Here is a 16,426-nt window from a genome sequence, read left to right as displayed (position 1 = left end):
ACAATCCGCAAGTTGAGGCAATGTCCTGTTGTATGGGTGCTTCGGGATCGGCGCGTCGTTCAAACGGCTGATTTCCCGGCAAAGACGGTGGAAGTATGGAGCTTGATTTTCCCAAGGCAATTGCCACTTTTGTGAACGGTCACACAGTCCGCCCGCCCCAGGTCCATTAACGTTCATATGGCATTCAGTTTCCAGGACATGGTCGAAGAAGCGCGGCTGTCCGCGCAGGCGCTGATCGACTATGGCGAGCACTTCTTCAATCCGACGGTGCGGTTAGGCGTTACCGGCCTGTCGCGGGCCGGCAAGACCGTGTTCATCACCGCGCTGATCCACGGCCTGACCCGCGGCGGCCGGTTTCCGGTGTTCGACGCCTATGCCTCGGGCCGGATCGCGCGGGCGCATCTGGCACCGCAGCCCGACGACGCCGTGCCGCGGTTCGCCTATGAGAGCCATCTGCGCGCGCTGGTCGAGGAGCGGCATTGGCCGAGCTCGACCGTCGACATCAGCGAGCTCAGGCTCGTCATCGACTATCAGCGGCCGAACGGCGCCGACCGCACGCTGACGCTCGACATCGTCGACTATCCCGGCGAGTGGCTGCTCGACCTGCCGCTGCTTCAGAAGAGTTTCGAGCAATGGTCGGCGGAGAGTCTGGCCTTGTCGCGCGAGGCGCCACGAGCGCATCTCGCGAGCGAATGGCACGCGCATCTGGCAACGCTCGAGCCCGAGGCACGCCAGGACGAGCAAGCAACGCTCACCGCGGCAAAGCTCTTCACCGACTATTTGCGCGCCTGCCGCGACGAGCGCTTCGCGATGAGCCTGTTGCCGCCCGGCCGCTTCCTGATGCCCGGCAATCTCGCAGGCTCGCCGGCGCTGACCTTCGCGCCGCTCGACGTGCCCGTTGGCGGGCAGGCACCGGAGGGATCGCTGTGGGCGATGATGGTGCGCCGCTTCGAGGCCTACAAGGACGTCGTGGTGCGGCCGTTCTTCAGGGATCATTTCGCCCGGCTCGATCGCCAGATCGTGCTGGCCGACGCGCTGTCCGCGTTCAACTCCGGCCCCGAGGCGCTGCACGATCTCGAAGCAGCACTGGCCGGCATTCTCGATTGCTTCAACATCGGCCGCAGCACGATCCTCTCCAGCCTGTTTCGCCCGCGCATCGACCGCATCCTGTTCGCGGCGACCAAGGCCGACCATCTGCATCATTCCAGCCACGACCGGCTCGAAGCGGTGCTGCGCCGCGCGGTCTCGGGCGCCGTTGCGCGCGCGGAAAACACCGGCGCTTTGATCGACGTGGTGGCGCTCGCTGCGGTGCGCGCCACGCGAGAAGCTCAGGTCGCGCATGGCCGCGACAAATTGCCGTCGATCCTGGGAACACCGGCCGCGGGCGAGAGCGCCGGCGGCGAGTTCTTCGACGGCAACACGGAAGTGGCGACCTTTCCGGGCGATCTGCCGCTGGATCCCGAGCCGCTGTTCAACGGCAATGCCGCGTTCCGCGGCCTCTCGACGCTGGCCGCGGAGAAGAGCGATTTCCGCTTCCTGCGCTTCCGCCCGCCCAAGCTCGAGCGTGAGGGAACGAGCGAGCCGACGCTGCCTCACATCCGCCTCGACCGTGCCTTGCAGTTCCTGATCGGAGACAAGCTCGCATGAACGACCGATCGAAGCCACGGCGGCCGGCGACGTTCCGGCTCGACGATCCCGGCGTCGTCGTCACCGAAGCCGACGAGACGACGCGGCTCAGCCGCGCCACGATCCAGATCACGCCGGAGCCGGATCCGGCGATGCTGCCGGTGCCGATCGCGGCCGCGCTGCCGGCGCGGCGCGGTTTTCCCTGGGGCACGCTGTTCTGGTCCGGCCTCGGCGGATTGACCCTGCTCGGCACCGGGCTCGGCGTGGTCCATCTGATCGAGGACCTGTTCGCGCGCAGCGAGGCACTCGGCTATGTCGGCCTCGCTTTTGCCTTGGTCACCGCGCTGGCGCTGGCCGTCGTGATCGGACGCGAGGCGTTCGGCCTCGCGCGCCTTGCGACGATCGAGAAACTGCATGAGCGCGCGGCATCGGTGCTTGCCAGCGACGACCGCAAGGAAAGCCGCGTCATCGTACAGGATCTGCTCAAGATCGCACACCAGAACCCGCAGCTCGCGCGCGCCCGCGCGGCCTTGGAGAGCCACACCGGCGAGATCATCGACGGCGCCGACATGATCCGGCTCGCCGAGCGCGAGCTGATGTCGCCGCTGGATGCGGAGGCGCGGCGGCTGGTGTCGTCGGCGGCGCAAAAGGTTTCGATCGTGACCGCGGTGAGCCCACGTGCCGCGATCGACGTGCTGTTCGTGCTGGTCGCCGCACTGCGCCTGATCCGCCAGCTCGCCTTTCTCTATGGCGGCCGCCCCGGCGCGCTCGGCATGATCCGCCTGCTCCGCCACGTCATCGCCCATCTCGCCATCACCGGCGGCATGGCCGCGAGCGACAGCCTGGTGCAGCAGATGCTCGGCCACGGCATCGCGGCAAAGCTGTCGCAGCGGCTCGGCGAAGGCGTGCTGAACGGATTGCTGACGGCACGGCTGGGATTGGCGGCGATCGACGTCACAAGGCCGCTGCCGTTTGCGGCATTGCCGCCGCCCAAGCTGTCGGATCTCGCGACGGATCTGCTACGGAAGAAGGACGGGGAGGAGTAGCGGCTCTTTCTTACCCTCCCCTGGAGGGGGAGGGTCGGCTCGCAGCGCGCCAGCGATGCGAGACGGGGTGGGGTGACAGTCCCTCCCCATTGAACACTGCCCGCGTGGAGAGATCACCCCACCCCGCTCGCGCTGCGCGCGATCGACCCTCCCCCTCCAGGGGAGGGTAAGCAGTCCGCCAGCACTTTCCACTGGAACAGCGGCGAATCCTTCGGCGGCGACAGCTCAGGGGTCCAGCCGGTGAGCTTCTCGATCACATAGGTATCCGAGCGAATGCCGCGCCAGCTTCGTTCGACTTCGCCGAGCGGCTCGCGCTTCGCCGGGATGTTCTCCCACAGTGACGAGCGATCGTCCGGCTCGCGCCCGACATAGATACCGGCGTGGCCCCTGATCCGGTCCATGCCGGGATCGCGGAAATCCTGGAAGCGGCCGCGCTCGTTGATTTCGATGACGGGCACGCGGCCCCTGAACAGCCAGCGCATCATGGCGTAGGTGCGGTAGTCCGTGGTCGCGATCCAGGTCGCGCCTGTTTCGTCGAGCGCGGCCTGCGCGCGCGCGGCGACCTGCTCGTAGCCGGCCTCTGCGCCAATCGGATCGATCTTGCCGAGCAGATTCCAGGGCGCGGCGACGTAATAGAGGAACACGATCACGACGAAGGCGATGCCGGAGCCGACCGCTGTCCTCGCCCAGAACACCGACGAGCTCAGCATCCGTGCCGACCAATTCTCCTTCGCCATCGTCGCGAGGTTCACGGCCGCGGCGGCGAAGCCGACCGGCCACATGAACATCGGCCAGGTGTCGCCGACCCGAAGCGTGGTCGACTTCGCGAGGAAATACAGGAACGGCACCAGCACCGCGGTGGACAGCAGGATCGCCACCGGCTCGCGCATGCGAGCGCCGCGCCAGGCCGTCAGCACCAGTCCGGTCAGCACCACCGGCAACATGACGAAGCCGACCAGGCCGAACTGCAGGCCGATGAAGTCGCCGAGGGTGCGCAACGAGATGCCGTAATTGGCGGTGGCGCGCACGCCCTGAAAACGGAACGAGGCCCAATCGTGCTGCGCGTTCCAGATCAGCACCGGCGAGAACGCTGCGATTGCGACCAGCACCGCGAGATATGGATACGGGCTGCGCAGCCAGCGCCAGCGCCAATCCGGCACCAGCAGAAAGGCGGCAACCGCGGGTGCGAACATGATGGCGGTGAATTTCGACAGCATCGAAAGGCCGGCGAACAGCCCGGCCGCAAGCCACCAGCGTCCGTCGCCGCTCTGCGCCAGCCGCACCAGCGACCACATCATCGCCATTGCGAACGGGATCATGGCGACATCGGGCGCGACCTTGGCCATCAGCAGGCCGTAGTAGAGTGCAGCTTCCGGCATCAGCACGGCGAACACGACCGCGCGCACATCGTGGGTGAGACGGCGGACGATGTCGGCAAGCAGCAGTTGCGTCACCAGCATCGCGACGATGCCGCCGAAGCGGACCCCCAGCGTGGTGTCGCCGAAGATCGCGGTGCCGAACCGGATCAGCCAGGCGATACCAGGGGGATGATCGAGGAAGCCGAGCGCGACCTCTTTCGACCAGGTCCAGTAATAGGCCTCGTCGGTACGCAGCTCGATCGCGGACGCGTAGACGGTGCGCAGCAGCGTCATCGCGGCGATGACAAGCACGGCAACAAGGATGAGACGGCGTTCGGCGCCGTCTGGCTTCGTGGAGATGTCGGGAGCGATCGTCACGGCCGCGCTTTTCCCCAACTTGGGACGGGGAGTCAATGTGGGGAAAGCCCTCTCCAGGGGGCGTCCCGGACAGGCGAAGCGAAGACCCGGGACCCATAGCCACAGGGAGGATCCGTAGGGTGGGCAAAGCGACTTGTCCGCCATAGCGCGAAGAGCGACGGCGGAAGCGTGCCCACGCTGCGCGTGAACGGATAGATTCGGTGGCACGGCGCTTCGCGCCTTTGCCCACCCTACGGTATGGTAACCTTGTCAGACATGTGAACCTCAAACCTGTCCACGTCGGGAATTAAACGCTACGCTGGCTGTTCTCATTGGTGAACTGATACAAGCGAATCATGGCCAGCGCTCCTGCACCGATGTCCGAACTCGTCCGCGCGACCAGCGTGCGGCAGGTGCGGCTCGTCTGCGGCGTGATCCTGTTCTGTTATGTGATCAGCCATTTCCTCAACCACGCGCTCGGCAATATCTCGGTCGAGGCCATGGAGGCCGGGGTCTACTACCACACCTCGTTCTGGCAGTTCCTCCCCGTCGCGATCCTGTTCTACACCGCGGCTCTCACGCATATGGGGCTCGGGATCTACGCGCTGTATCAGCGCCGGCAGTTCCGCTGGCGGACGATCGAGCCGCTTCAGCTCGTGCTGGGCTTGAGCATCCCCGCACTGGTCATGGCGCACGTGGTCGGGGTCCGGCTCGGCTACACGCTGTACGATCACCAGAAGCTCTATCCGCAGGAGCTCTATCTGTTCTTCGTCGCAGCGCCCGGCCGGCTCTGGCAGATGACGATCCTGCTGCTCATTGCCTGGGTGCATGGCTGCATCGGGATTTATTTCTGGCTCCGCCTCAAGCCGTTCTTCACGCGCGCCGCCCCCTATCTGCTCGCCGCCGCCGTGCTGGTCCCGACATTGTCGCTGCTCGGCATCTACCAGGGCGGCCGCAGCGTCGCGATCGAGGCCGATGACGGGGAATGGCGCACGCATAATCTCACGCGCCGCCAGGTCGGCACGGTCGCGGAAGGCAACACGCTCGACCGCATCACCGGCGCCTTCACCATCACCTATTTCGGGCTACTCGGCCTCGCGCTGGCCGCACGCGGCGTGAGGGCCTGGCGCGAGCGGCGCGGCGGCATGATCGCGCTGTCCTACGGCAACGGCAAGACGGTGCGGGTCCCCAAGGGCCTCTCCGTGCTGGAAGCGAGCCTGCGCCACAATGTACCGCATGCCAGCGTCTGCGGTGGCCGCGCCCGCTGCTCGACCTGCCGCATCCGCATCATCGGCGACCATGACGCCCTGCCCACACCGTCGCAGCGCGAAGCCTTCGTGCTCACCCGTGTCGGCACCAACGACCCCTCGATCAGGCTGGCCTGCCAGCTGCGGCCGATGTCCGATCTCTCCTTCTTCCAGCTCTTCACGCCTCACACGCATTCGACGGACGGGCAGGCCTCGACACCGGCCAGAATCGGCCAGGAGCGCTATCTCGTCAGCCTGTTCGTGGACATGCGCGGCTCGACCCAGCTCGCCGAGAAACGGCTTCCGTTCGACACCGTCTTCATCGTCAACCGCTTCCTCGGCGCGGTCTCGCAGGCCGTGATCGAGAATGGCGGCCAGCCGAACCAGTTCGTCGGCGACGGCATGCTGGCGCTGTTCGGGCTCACGGCCGATCCGCAAACCGCCTGCCGGCAGGCGCTGAAGGCGGCCAGCGGCATCGCCACCCATATCGACGAACTGAACCAGCTTTTGAGCCACGATCTGCGCCAGCCGATCCGCTTCGGCATCGGCATTCACGGCGGCGAGGTCATCATCGGCGACATCGGCTATCGCGATCACATCGTCTTCACGGCATTGGGCGATGCCGTCAACGTCGCCGCCCGCCTCCAGGACATGACCAAGACGCTGGCCTGCGAGGCGATCGTCTCGGACGAAATCCGAGGCACCGCGGGCCTCGCCGACGATACGCTGCCGCAACAGGAGGTCGCGATCCGCGGCCGCGACGAGCCGATGGCGGTGCGCGTGGTAGCGAATGCGCGGGAACTGGCCGCGCTGGTCGACCGAAGCGAGCGCGTCGCGGCATAAGTCATAGCGACGAAGGCGGTGCGCTCCCTCTCCCGCTTGCGGGAGAGGGCTGGGGAGAGGGTCTCTCCACAAAGGGACAATCCCCTAGAGGAGAAAACCCTCACCCGGCACTTCGTGCCGACCTCTCCCGCAAGCGGGAGAGGTGCACCGCCCGCGCGGCTACGGTCCGACTCCATTGCATGACAACCGCAACACCGGCCTGCTGCAACGCAGCGGCATGGGCCTGCTGCGAAAGCACGAATTGACTTCATCTCATTCGTTGCGACAGATGAGCGCAGGATCGCGGTGATGACCGCTGGTCCGACGAAAAGCTCCCGGGAGGAGACCAGAATGTTCGATCGACGCGACCTGCTCAAAGGAGCGGGCTTCACCGCACTCGCGGCCACCCTGAATTCCAGCAAGGCGCTGGCACTCGACACCGTCACGCTGCCCTTTGCCAACGGCGAGCGGCCGCTGGTGAAATATCCGCAGAAGCGGCCGATGATCGGGCTGACCAGCCGGCCGCCGCAGCTCGAGACCCCGTTCGCGATCTTCAATGACGGCCCGATCACGCCGAACAATGCGTTCTTCGTGCGCTATCACCTCTCCGACCTCCCCTACAATCTCGACCCCGACAAGTTCACGCTCGAGGTCAAGGGCAAGGTCGACAAGCCGCTCAAGCTGTCGCTGAAGGACATCAGGAAGATGAAGGCGACGGAGTTCGTCGCCGTCAACCAGTGCTCCGGCAACAGCCGTGGCTTCTTCGAGCCGCGCGTCGCCGGCGGCCAGCTCGCCAACGGCGCGATGGGCTGCGCGCGCTGGCGGGGCGTGCCGCTAAAGGCCGTGCTGGACATGGCCGGCGTGCAGGCCGGCGCCAAACAGGTCACCTTTGGCGGCATGGACGGGCCGGTCAGCGACAAGACGCCTGACTTCGTCAAGGCGCTCGATCTCGATCACGCCAGTGACGGCGAGGTCATGCTGGCCTATGGCATGAACGGCGAGGATTTGCCGTTCCTCAACGGCTTTCCGCTGCGCCTCATCGTGCCCGGCTATTACGGCACCTACTGGGTCAAGCACCTCAACGAGATCACCGTCGTCGACAATGTCTATGACGGCTTCTGGATGAAGTCGGCCTATCGCATTCCGGATACCCCGAACAACGCCATCGAGCCCGGCACCACGCCGAAGGCGACGATCCCGATCAACCGCTTCACGATCCGCTCCTTCATCACCAGCGTGCCTGATGGTGCCAAGCTGAAGGCCGGCCGCACCACCCTGCGCGGCATCGCCTTCGACGGCGGCAAGGGCATCAAGCAGGTCGAAATCTCCACTGACGGCGGCAAGACCTGGACCAGCGCCAAGCTCGGCAAGGATCTCGGCAAATACGCGTTCCGCGAATGGATGCTGCCGGTGAAGCTTGCGGCAGGCAATGTTGAGCTCAAGGTGCGCGCCGCCGGCAATGGCGGCGAGACACAACCGGACACACCGCGCTGGAATCCGGCGGGTTATCTACGCAACGTCGTCGAAACCGTCCGCGTGACCGTGGCCTGAGGGAGAATGATCATGCAGCGCACCGTTCTCCTCGCCATCACGCTCGCCACCGGCTTGACGGCCGCGACCGCGGCGCCCGTCAATTACAAGCTTCCGGACGAGGTCGCCGCCTTCAAGGCCGGGCCCAATCTCGAAGTCGTCCAAGGCAATTGCAGCGCCTGCCACTCGGCCGACTACATCAAGACGCAGCCGCCGATGAAGGACAAGAAAGGCTTCTGGCAGGCGGAGGTGACCAAGATGATCAAGGTCTATGGCGCACCGATCGACGATGCCGACGTCGGCAAGATCGTCGAGTATTTGGCCGCGACGTATTGACTGACGGCGCGCAGCACGCCGGCCAGTTGACCGCGAAACGGGCAAAACCGGTAAAAGCGCCGCGAAGTTGAGCGGAATTCGGCGAAAGGCGGATGTGGTTTGAGCTACCAAGCCAGCCACATTCCGCGTATCCTGTTAGGACCGAACCGGCCGGTTGGCGGGGATTGGCGGTTCGAGATCTCGGAGGAAGACCCGCGGAGAAGTCGTGATGGCTAAAGGTACGGTCAAGTGGTTCAACCCGACGAAGGGTTATGGATTTATCCAGCCTGCGTCGGGCGGCAAGGATGTGTTCGTGCATATCTCGGCAGTGCAGAAGGCCGGTCTGTCGTCCCTGAACGAAGGACAGACGGTGGAATACGAAGAGATCGCAAACCGGGGCAAGACTTCCGCAGAGAACCTCAAAGTATAAGCCCGCCAGCTTTTGCTGCCTCCCGGATCGATCCGGGAGCCGGGCCAAGAAAATTTCAGAAGACGGCCAGTGCATTCGACGACAGGCGTTGCGACTGCACACGGAGAGCTATTTCCCGCGAGGACCGCGCGTTCAACGCCTCAGCAATGACAATCGCGACGGCACTTCGTCAGCCCACCGGTAACGGTGCGTCGCGCTTGATCTCCTCCATCACCGCATAGGTCCGCGTCTCGCGCACACCCGGCATCGACAGCAGGGTCTCGCCGAGAAAGCGTCGATACGCCGCCATGTCGGCAAGCCGCGCCTTCACAAGATAGTCGAAGCCGCCGGCAACCATGTGACACTCCAGAACTTCCGGTGCGAGTTTCACCGCACGCGCAAACCGCTCGAAATTGTCCGGCGTGGTCTTGTCGAGCAGCACCTCGACGAACACGAGGAGGCCGAGACCAAGCCGGTGCGGGTTGAGCCGCGCGCCATAGCCTTCGACAAAGCCCTCGCGCTGCAAGCGCTTCAGCCGCTCGCCTATGGATGTCGGCGACAAGCCGATGCGTTCGGCGAGCTCGACATTGGCGATGCGCCCGTCTTCCTGCAAAATCGAGAGAATTCTGCGGTCGATTCGATCCAGATCCATATCTTGTAAGGTTATCTAGCCTCTGATCCTCATTTCCTAAGGCAAATCGACAAAATTGTCTATCGAACCACGGTCACAGGGGCCTTATCCTGAATCGAGCCACAGGACACGCCATGCCGGACATCCCGCCGCCCTTCACCGCCCCCTACGCGCCCGATGATGCCGAGATCGCCGCGCGCCTGCTGCCGGCGTCGCATCTCAGCCCGCCACAGGAGGCCCGGATCGACCGGACCGCGACGCGGCTGATCGAGGCGATCCGCAAGCGCGACGACCGGCTGGGTGGCGTCGAGGACATGCTGCGGGAGTTCGCGCTCTCGACCAAGGAAGGGCTCGCGCTGATGGTGCTGGCGGAAGCGCTGCTGCGCGTGCCCGACGCGCGCACCGCCGACCAGTTCATCGAGGACAAGCTCGGTGAGGGCGACTTCATCCACCACGAGACCAAATCCACGGCCTTCCTGGTCAACGCCTCGGCCTGGGCGCTCGGCCTGTCGGCGCGGGTGATCCAGCCCGGCGAGACGCCGGGCGGCACGATCGGCCGACTGGTGAAGCGGCTCGGCGCACCGGCCGTGCGCACCGCCACGCGCCAGGCGATGCGGCTGATGGGCAATCATTTCGTGCTGGGCGAGACCATCGAGCAGGCGCTGGAGCGGGGCAAGCCGCGCTCCGGCGAAAGGCCGCGCTATTCCTTCGACATGCTCGGCGAAGGCGCGCGCACGGCCGCGGACGCCAGGCGCTATTTCGACGCTTATGCCAGCGCGATCGAGACCATCGGCAAGGCTGCGGGAAGCAATCCCCTGCCCGACCGGCCCGGCATTTCCGTAAAACTCTCGGCATTGCATCCGCGCTTCGAGGCGATCAGCCGCGAGCGCGTGATGGCCGAGCTGGTGCCGCTGCTGCTGGACCTCGCGCAGCGTGCCAAGGCCCATGACCTGAACTTCACCGTCGATGCCGAGGAAGCCGACCGGCTGGAGCTGTCGCTCGATGTGATCGCGGCGACGCTCGCCGATGCCTCGCTGAGAGGTTGGGACGGCTTTGGCCTCGCGATCCAGGCCTATCAGAAGCGCGCCAGTGCGGTGATCGACCATGTCGATGCGCTCGCGCGCGCGCATGACCGCAAGCTGATGGTGCGGCTGGTCAAGGGCGCCTATTGGGACACCGAGATCAAGCGCGCGCAGGAACGCGGGCTCGACGGCTATCCCGTCTTCACGCGCAAGGCGATGACGGATCTGAACTACGTCGCCTGCGCGACGAAGCTGCTGGCCCTGCGGCCGCACATCTTCCCGCAATTCGCCACGCACAACGCGCTGACGGTCGCGACCGTGCTGGAGCTCGCAGCAGACGGTGGCGGCTTCGAATTCCAGCGCCTGCACGGCATGGGCGAAGCGCTGTACGAGCAATTGGCAGGAGATCGCCCCGAGATCGCCACCCGCACCTATGCGCCGGTCGGCAGCCACCGCGATCTGCTCGCCTATCTGGTGCGGCGGCTGCTGGAGAACGGCGCCAATTCCTCCTTCGTGGCGCAGGCCGCCGATGATCGCGTGCCTGTCGCGGCGCTGCTGCAGCGCCCGGCGGACGCCATCGTCCGGCCGGAAGCGGCGGCCCATTCCAAAATTCCCCTGCCGGGCGATCTCTACGCGCCGGAGCGGCGCAATTCGCGCGGCGTCGAATTCGGCGCGCGCCTCGGGCTCGACCGGCTGCTGACCGACGTCAAGGCCGAGACCGCCGGGCTCGGGCCGATCGCGGATGCCACGGCGGAGCAGGCCAATGCGGCAGTGACTGCCGCGCGTGCCGGCTTTGCGAGCTGGAGCCGGACACCGGCGACCACGCGTGCGGCAGCGCTGGAGCAGGCCGCGCATCTCCTGGAAAGCCGCGGCGCCCGCTTCATCGCACTGTTACAGGCCGAAGGCGGCAAGACGCTCGACGACGCGCTGTCGGAGCTGCGCGAAGCCGTCGATTTCTGCCGCTATTATGCCGCGCAAGGCCGCAAGCTGTTCGGCGTTGATGCGGCGATGCCGGGCCCGACCGGCGAGAGCAATACGCTCGCCATGCGCGGCCGCGGCGTCTTCGTCGCGATCTCGCCGTGGAATTTTCCGCTGGCGATCTTCCTCGGCCAGGTCACCGCAGCCCTGATGGCCGGCAACAGCGTGGTGGCCAAGCCTGCCGAACAGACGCCGCGCATCGCGCGCGAGGCCGTCGCCCTGCTGCACGAGGCCGGCATCCCGAAAGATGCGTTGCATCTCGTTGCCGGCGACGGCCGCATCGGTGCCGCCCTGACCGCGCATGCCGATATCGCCGGCGTCGTCTTCACCGGCTCGACCGAGGTCGCCCGCAGCATCAACCGCACGCTCGCCGCCAAGGACGGCCCGATCGTGCCGCTGATCGCGGAGACCGGCGGCATCAATGCGATGATCGCCGACGCCACCGCGCTGCCCGAGCAGGTCGCCGACGATGTCGTGACCTCGGCGTTCCGCTCCGCCGGCCAGCGCTGCTCGGCGCTGCGACTCCTGTTCGTGCAGGAGGACGTCGCCGACCGCATGATCGAGATGATCGCGGGCGCGGCGCGCGAGCTCAGGATCGGCGATCCCTGCGACGTCGCAACCCATGTCGGCCCGGTGATCGACATGGAGGCCAAGCAGCGGCTGGAGGCGCATATCGCGCGGATGACGCGCGAGGCGCGACTGCACTTTGCAGGCCACGCGCCGCAAGGCTGCTTTGTCGCGCCGCACATCTTCGAGCTCAAAGACGCCGGCCAGCTCACCGAGGAGGTATTCGGCCCGATCCTTCACGTCGTGCGCTACCGCGCCGAAAGTCTCGAACGCGTACTTGCGACGATCGAGCGCACCGGTTACGGCCTCACGCTCGGCATCCATTCCCGCATCGACGACACCATCGAGGCCATCATCGACCGCCTCCAGATCGGCAACATCTATGTCAACCGCAACATGATCGGGGCCGTGGTCGGCGTGCAGCCCTTCGGCGGCAACGGCCTCTCGGGAACCGGCCCCAAGGCCGGCGGCCCGCACTACCTCGCCCGCTTCGCGACCGAGCAGACCGTGACGATCAACACGGCCGCAGCCGGCGGCAACGCGGCGTTGCTTGCGGGGGAGGAGTGAGGCCCTGCGCCAGGCGCCGTTGCATCCCTGCAAAACATCGGTCTAATGCTCCCAACACCGGCCCGCGCCAATTCCAGCGCGCGGGAAACGACCGAAGCTAAGGGAGCGACGCCGCGATGGAAAAAGGCATCTTTTCAGGCCTGAAGGTTTTGGACTGCGCGAGCTTCATCGCTGCGCCCGCGGCGGCGACCGTGTTGTCGGATTTCGGCGCTGACGTCATCAAGATCGAGCCGCCCGGCGCCGGCGACCCCTATCGCAACCTGCCGAACCTGCCGGGCTATCCCACCGGCGAGCATAATTTTGCCTGGCTGCTGGAAGCGCGCAACAAGAAGAGCATCGCGCTCGACCTTGCCAAGCCGGAGGCGCAGGCCGTGCTTTACAAGCTGGTCGCGGAGGCCGACGTCTTCATCACCAACATGCCGCCGCCGGTGCGCGCCAAGCTCGGCATCACCCATGATCATCTCGCCCATCTCAACGACCGGCTGATCTACGCCTCCTTCACCGGCTATGGCGAGAAGGGCGAGGAGGCCAACAAGCCCGGCTTCGACAGCAACGCCTATTGGGCGCGCTCGGGCCTGATGGACCTGGTCCGCGCCGACACCGACACCACCCCGGCCCGCTCGGTCGCGGGCATGGGCGACCATCCCTGCGCCATGGCGTTCTACGGCGCCATCGTCACGGCGCTGTATCAGCGCGAGAAGACCGGCAAGGGCTCGCACGTCGCCTCCAATCTGATGGCGAACGGCGTCTGGGCCGCGAGCGTGCTGGCGCAGGCAAAGCTCTGCGGCGCCAAGTTCGGCGAGCGGCGTCCGCGCGAACGCGCGCTGAACGCGGTCGCCAACCACTATCAGTGCAAGGACGGCCGCTGGCTGATCCTGTCGCTGCTCAGCGAGGAAAAGCAGTTTCCGGCGCTGGCGAAGTGCCTGGGACGCGAGGACCTCATCAGCGATCCGCGCTTCGCCACCAAGGCCGAGCGTCAAGCCCGTTCGGTCGAACTGGTCAAGATTTTTGACGAGACCTTCGCCACCAAGGATCTCGCCGAATGGCGCAAGATCCTCGACGGCAACGGGCTCGTGTTCGGCGTCGTCGCCATTCTGGACGAGATCCCTAACGACAAGCAGATGCTCGACAACGAGGTGCTGGTGCCGTTCGAGAACGACACCATGCTCACCATCTCCAGCCCGATCTGGATCGACGGCACCAAGAAGGTCCAGCCGCGCAAGCCGCCCGGCGTCGGCGAGCACAGCGATGAGATTTTGCGCGAGGCGGGATACGACGAGGCGACGATCAGGCAGCTGCGGTCGTCGGGGGCCGTGGGGTAAGGCGGCGCTGCTGCAGCCGTCGTTGCGAGCGCAGCGAAACAATCCAGAATGCCACCGCGGACGCATTGCTGGATTGCTTCGCTGCGCTCGCAATGACGATTCCGGACGATCTCACTATATTCACACCAACACCGCTCCTCGCGAGGTCCCATGCCGCACTACCGCCTGCACTACTTCCCCGAATCCGGCAACAGCTACAAGCTGGCGCTGATGCTGACGCTGTGCGGCGAGACGTTCGAGCCGGTGTGGACCGATTTCGGCGGCGGCGTCACGCGCACGGCGGAATGGCGCAAGGCCGTCAACGAGATGGGCGAGATTCCCGTCCTTGAAGTCGACGGCGTGAAGATGACGCAGACTGCGCCGCTGCTGTTGAAGCTTGCCGAGCAATATGGCCGTTTCGGCGCCGAGACGGAGGACGAGAAGTTCGAGCTGCTGCGCTGGCTGTTCTGGGACAACCACAAGCTCACCGGCTACATGGCGACCTATCGCTTCATGCGCGCCTTCACCGAAAAGAACGACCCGCAGGTGCTGAAGCATTTTCGCCGCCGGCTCGAGGACTTCCTCGGCATTCTTGACGGCCATCTCCAGCACAACGCCTTCGCGATCGGTGCGAGGCCGACGGTCGCCGACATCTCGATGATGGCCTATCTGCACTATCCCAGCGACGAGCACGGCTTTGATTTCGCCGCGAGCCATCCCGCCATCCACGCCTGGCTCGGCCGCATGGCCACGCTGCCCGGCTGGAAGCCGGCCTACGAGCTGCTGCCGGGCAAGCGGATGACGAATTACGCGACGTGACGATTCTCCCTCGCCCCGTGCGCGGGCGACGGGAAACTACCGCAGCCCCAGCCAGCCGAGCGTGAACAGGATCCCGCCGACGATGACGGCCACCGCAATCGCCCAGATGCTGACGCGGGCGCTGCCGGTGACCTGCTTGGCTTCCTCATTGCGCGCGATCTCGCGATTGCGCGCCTTGTTGGCGTTGCTGCTATCCGTCATGGGTCATCCAAATCGCTTGCAGATCGCTCGGTGGCCTAACGCGTCTTGATGAAGCACATGCCGATGTGGCGCGAGGCCGCGGCGGCCTGACAGGTCAAGCCTGTAGCACAGCTCCATGACGTAAAACTCTCATCTCGCGTTTCAGGTCCCGCGTCCTGCAGGGAACAATGCGCGCCCCAGCCGTCCTGATACTCGCTCCCGGCGAGCTCCCGGCTGCCGCGGGTCTGCGGCCGGCTGGCAAATCCGCGTGAGAAATCAGGGCGTTTGCCCGCGGCGAATGCGGTCAGGATGTCGCGGCGGCGGGGCTGGTCGCCGAAGAAATGCGGCGAGGCCGGCACGATGGTGGAATTCGACGGCTTGTCCGCCAGCCAATCGACGCCCGGAAAGTGAAAGCCGCCGATGCCGCGGGTCTGGTGGCAGCCCGAGCAGGTGACGTCGTTGAGACGGCGCTGGAAGCCCGCGACCGAGCGGATGTTCCGCAGTTCGCCGCGCGCGGCCGCCTGCTTCAACGCACCGACCACGTCGTTGTCGGTGAAGACCGGCTCGCCCTTGCCCTCCCATTCAGCCTGCATCATGCCGAATTCGGGCTGCAGCGCCGAAGCATCGAGGCCGGCCGGCGTCGGCACCACCGCACGTCTGGCCAGGAATTTCTCGGGGATCAGCACGGTGCCGCGATCGAACGCGCGAAGATGCTCGGGTGCGAGCAGCCAATCCTTGAAGTCGCGCCGCAGCGCGTCGTCCGCCATGATCCGGTCACGGTCGATCTGGTTCTCCAGCGTCGATTCTGCGAACGTCTTGGTGGCTGTGTCGTATTTGAACACCTTGAGCAGATAGTCGGAACGGAAATCATGCAGCGCCGACTTCGCCGCGACCGAGAGCTGGATGTTGGTCTCGATGCGATCGAGCATGGCGTCGTCTCGACTGCCGATCAGCCCCTGCCAGTTGCCGTTGTCGAGCCAGCGCCGCGCGACCTCGGCGCAACTGATCGGCTTGCCATTCGCGTCCATCTGGCGTGCATCGCGCGCCTTCATCACCAGATTGAGCGTCATCGGCAGCCGCGTCGCGGTTGTGCCGTCGAAACGCGCCAGCCGATAGATCAGCCGGATCTCGCCGCAGGACTCCTCCGACGCATAGGCGCGGTCCATGCGGTTGACGATGCCGGCGAGCACGAAGCGCGTGTCGCGCGATTTCAGATTGGCCCGGTCGAACAGCTGCACGTCAAAGCCTTCGCCGACGCCGACGCTCTCGCTCGGAAAGGCCGCCTTCTGCCCTGCGATGTAGCGGTCGAATTCCGCATCGATCGCCGGCGGAATATCCTTGAGCTGCGGCAGCGACGCGAACAGCCGGTCGGTCGTCAGCGGACCATCCGCCTTGCGCTCCGGCGCCAACAGGCGCGGGATGGCGAGCGCGTCGCCCTCGTCGAGCCTGCGCAAGAGATCGGGATCGATGATGGCGGTGCCGCGCGTCAGCGTCGCGGTCTCCGCGGCCGATAGCGCGGCGGTGCCGCCAAACAGGACGGCGGCGGCAAGGAGAATTCGCAACGCGCGGCTCATGCCTGAGGTAACACCGCGGCGGTCGGCCTATTCAAGCAAAAAGGCGCTTCACATGGTGGTGAAGCGCCTTTCGAAAA

The 16,426-nt window shown here is 65.8% G+C and carries 13 protein-coding genes; 9 read left to right on the top strand and 4 right to left on the bottom strand.

Annotated features, from left to right (window positions below):
* Positions 1-177: 177 nt before the first annotated feature.
* Both CIT40_RS06850 and CIT40_RS06845 read left to right on the top strand, forming a co-directional pair.
* Entirely contained in the window at positions 178-1,647 is a 1,470-nt protein-coding gene (locus tag CIT40_RS06850; protein ID WP_094891686.1) for a YcjX family GTP-binding protein, read from the top strand.
* Entirely contained in the window at positions 1,644-2,672 is a 1,029-nt protein-coding gene (locus CIT40_RS06845; protein WP_094891687.1) for a YcjF family protein, read from the top strand. The genes CIT40_RS06850 and CIT40_RS06845 overlap by 4 nt, the downstream gene beginning before the upstream one ends.
* Before the next feature lie 113 nt (positions 2,673-2,785).
* Here the strand turns inward: CIT40_RS06845 and CIT40_RS06840 are convergent, their stop codons facing one another.
* Entirely contained in the window at positions 2,786-4,324 is a 1,539-nt protein-coding gene (locus CIT40_RS06840) for a glycosyltransferase family 39 protein (protein WP_094891709.1), read from the bottom strand.
* Between the two features lie 419 nt (positions 4,325-4,743).
* Here CIT40_RS06840 and CIT40_RS06835 point away from each other — a divergent pair, with 419 nt between their 5' ends.
* The 4 genes from CIT40_RS06835 to CIT40_RS06820 all read left to right on the top strand — a co-directional run bounded on the left by CIT40_RS06835 (position 4,744) and on the right by CIT40_RS06820 (position 8,731).
* Positions 4,744-6,477 carry an adenylate/guanylate cyclase domain-containing protein gene (locus CIT40_RS06835; protein WP_094891688.1) on the top strand — a complete coding sequence of 578 codons (1,734 nt, stop codon included), beginning with the start codon at positions 4,744-4,746 and terminating at the stop codon, positions 6,475-6,477.
* A 330-nt stretch (positions 6,478-6,807) separates the two neighbouring features.
* The gene (gene sorA / locus CIT40_RS06830; protein WP_094891689.1) at positions 6,808-8,007 is read left to right on the top strand and encodes a SorA family sulfite dehydrogenase catalytic subunit; all 1,200 of its coding nucleotides are present in this window, start codon (positions 6,808-6,810) and stop codon (positions 8,005-8,007) included.
* Positions 8,008-8,019: 12 nt separating this feature from the next.
* Positions 8,020-8,322, top strand: coding sequence for a SorB family sulfite dehydrogenase c-type cytochrome subunit (gene sorB / locus CIT40_RS06825; protein WP_162307383.1), 303 nt, complete (start codon positions 8,020-8,022; stop codon positions 8,320-8,322).
* A gap of 208 nt (positions 8,323-8,530) precedes the next feature.
* Positions 8,531-8,731: a cold-shock protein gene (locus CIT40_RS06820; protein WP_008134691.1), complete on the top strand. Its 201-nt coding sequence runs from the start codon at positions 8,531-8,533 to the stop codon at positions 8,729-8,731.
* A gap of 169 nt (positions 8,732-8,900) precedes the next feature.
* On the opposite strand, the gene CIT40_RS06815 is transcribed toward CIT40_RS06820, so the two are convergent.
* The gene (locus CIT40_RS06815; protein ID WP_094891691.1) at positions 8,901-9,362 is read right to left on the bottom strand and encodes an Lrp/AsnC ligand binding domain-containing protein; all 462 of its coding nucleotides are present in this window, start codon (positions 9,360-9,362) and stop codon (positions 8,901-8,903) included.
* 113 nt (positions 9,363-9,475) lie between these two features.
* Between CIT40_RS06815 and putA the strand changes: the two genes are divergently transcribed.
* The 3 genes from putA to CIT40_RS06800 all read left to right on the top strand — a co-directional run bounded on the left by putA (position 9,476) and on the right by CIT40_RS06800 (position 14,595).
* A complete protein-coding gene (putA, locus tag CIT40_RS06810) occupies positions 9,476-12,475 on the top strand; it encodes a bifunctional proline dehydrogenase/L-glutamate gamma-semialdehyde dehydrogenase PutA (protein ID WP_094891692.1) in 3,000 nt (999 codons plus the stop codon).
* A 116-nt stretch (positions 12,476-12,591) separates the two neighbouring features.
* Positions 12,592-13,797: a CaiB/BaiF CoA transferase family protein gene (locus CIT40_RS06805; protein WP_094891693.1), complete on the top strand. Its 1,206-nt coding sequence runs from the start codon at positions 12,592-12,594 to the stop codon at positions 13,795-13,797.
* A gap of 150 nt (positions 13,798-13,947) precedes the next feature.
* Complete coding sequence (locus CIT40_RS06800) at positions 13,948-14,595, top strand: glutathione S-transferase family protein (RefSeq protein WP_094891694.1); 648 nt, start codon at positions 13,948-13,950, stop codon at positions 14,593-14,595.
* A 36-nt stretch (positions 14,596-14,631) separates the two neighbouring features.
* Here CIT40_RS06800 and CIT40_RS06795 read toward each other — a convergent pair whose 3' ends face one another.
* Together CIT40_RS06795 and CIT40_RS06790 are read right to left on the bottom strand one after the other, a co-directional pair.
* A complete protein-coding gene (locus CIT40_RS06795; protein ID WP_167443329.1) occupies positions 14,632-14,796 on the bottom strand; it encodes a hypothetical protein in 165 nt (54 codons plus the stop codon).
* A gap of 35 nt (positions 14,797-14,831) precedes the next feature.
* Entirely contained in the window at positions 14,832-16,349 is a 1,518-nt protein-coding gene (locus tag CIT40_RS06790) for a hypothetical protein (protein WP_094891695.1), read from the bottom strand.
* Positions 16,350-16,426 lie beyond the last annotated feature (77 nt).

Source organism: Bradyrhizobium amphicarpaeae (genome assembly GCF_002266435.3).
GTDB classification, from domain to species: Bacteria; Pseudomonadota; Alphaproteobacteria; order Rhizobiales; family Xanthobacteraceae; genus Bradyrhizobium; species Bradyrhizobium amphicarpaeae.
Note: the sequence above shows the minus strand (reverse complement) of the source record. Positions and strands in the feature narration are given on the sequence as shown.

Coding starts and splice junctions, on each gene's coding strand:
- CIT40_RS06850 (WP_094891686.1), top strand. CDS start 178: ATGGCATTCAGTTTCCAGGACATGGTCGAAGAAGCGCGGCTGTCCGCG.
- CIT40_RS06835 (WP_094891688.1), top strand. CDS start 4,744: ATGGCCAGCGCTCCTGCACCGATGTCCGAACTCGTCCGCGCGACCAGC.
- sorA (WP_094891689.1), top strand. CDS start 6,808: ATGTTCGATCGACGCGACCTGCTCAAAGGAGCGGGCTTCACCGCACTC.
- CIT40_RS06805 (WP_094891693.1), top strand. CDS start 12,592: ATGGAAAAAGGCATCTTTTCAGGCCTGAAGGTTTTGGACTGCGCGAGC.
- CIT40_RS06790 (WP_094891695.1), bottom strand. CDS start 16,349: ATGAGCCGCGCGTTGCGAATTCTCCTTGCCGCCGCCGTCCTGTTTGGC.
- CIT40_RS06845 (WP_094891687.1), top strand. CDS start 1,644: ATGAACGACCGATCGAAGCCACGGCGGCCGGCGACGTTCCGGCTCGAC.
- CIT40_RS06820 (WP_008134691.1), top strand. CDS start 8,531: ATGGCTAAAGGTACGGTCAAGTGGTTCAACCCGACGAAGGGTTATGGA.
- CIT40_RS06795 (WP_167443329.1), bottom strand. CDS start 14,796: ATGACGGATAGCAGCAACGCCAACAAGGCGCGCAATCGCGAGATCGCG.
- CIT40_RS06800 (WP_094891694.1), top strand. CDS start 13,948: ATGCCGCACTACCGCCTGCACTACTTCCCCGAATCCGGCAACAGCTAC.
- putA (WP_094891692.1), top strand. CDS start 9,476: ATGCCGGACATCCCGCCGCCCTTCACCGCCCCCTACGCGCCCGATGAT.
- sorB (WP_162307383.1), top strand. CDS start 8,020: ATGCAGCGCACCGTTCTCCTCGCCATCACGCTCGCCACCGGCTTGACG.
- CIT40_RS06840 (WP_094891709.1), bottom strand. CDS start 4,324: ATGACGCTGCTGCGCACCGTCTACGCGTCCGCGATCGAGCTGCGTACC.
- CIT40_RS06815 (WP_094891691.1), bottom strand. CDS start 9,362: ATGGATCTGGATCGAATCGACCGCAGAATTCTCTCGATTTTGCAGGAA.